The organism is Vibrio sp. 03_296 (assembly GCF_002265885.1).
Genome location: NZ_NPKW01000874.1, coordinates 1 through 680 on the forward strand (window position 1 = coordinate 1; position 680 = coordinate 680).

Here is a 680-nt window from a genome sequence, read left to right on the forward strand (position 1 = left end):
CTCGAAGTGACGATGCTGCGTGATCGGGACGAAAATTGTATTCCTCCACCACCGCCATCACTTTCATCTGCGTTTTTTCGCTGATGCGGTATTTTTGCGCCTTACCATTGATCACATAACTTGCCGTTGTTTTCGAAACACCTGCCAACTTGGCTACTTTCATCCAGTGTCATATTACCTACCCTAATCTGTGCGCCTGATCATAGATTCGAATTTCAGATCTTCGCGTCTGTTGAATTATACGCTGAATCGATTCAGTATAAAAGCTGAAAGGATTCAGCAAAATCTGCAAATAGACATACATCACCTAATTGAATGATTTTGTCGAATTGAACAGCATTCTCGGTATTGAACTCGTTGGCCGTGTCGACGTTGTAAATAAAAGTGCCGTTTGCTGAATTTTTTTAAATCAATTGCTGAATCGGTTCAGCTTAGAGTTAAGCAACGCAGGCTCTTAAACATAGAAGACCTCTCACAGCGCAGAGAAACAGGTTGAACCGAGAAAAATGACGACGCGATACGCTAAGAAGGCAACATGCTCAAATTAACTTCATCAGATATTACGCTCCAGCAGAGCGCCGACAACAAACTTGATGCGATCAAAAGCATCGCTGCCGCTCTCACCGAAAAAGGATTGGTTGAGCAGGYTACGTCGAAGGAATGACTCACCGTGAAGCACA

The 680-nt window shown here is 43.6% G+C and carries 2 pseudogenes; one reads left to right on the plus strand and one right to left on the minus strand.

Annotated elements, in window-relative coordinates:
• Positions 1-173 (minus strand): annotated as a pseudogene (locus CIK04_RS28530) (LacI family DNA-binding transcriptional regulator); the annotation flags it as partial.
• Between the two features lie 362 nt (positions 174-535).
• Between CIK04_RS28530 and CIK04_RS28535 the strand changes: the two are divergent.
• Positions 536-680, plus strand: a pseudogene (locus CIK04_RS28535) (PTS sugar transporter subunit IIA); the annotation flags it as partial.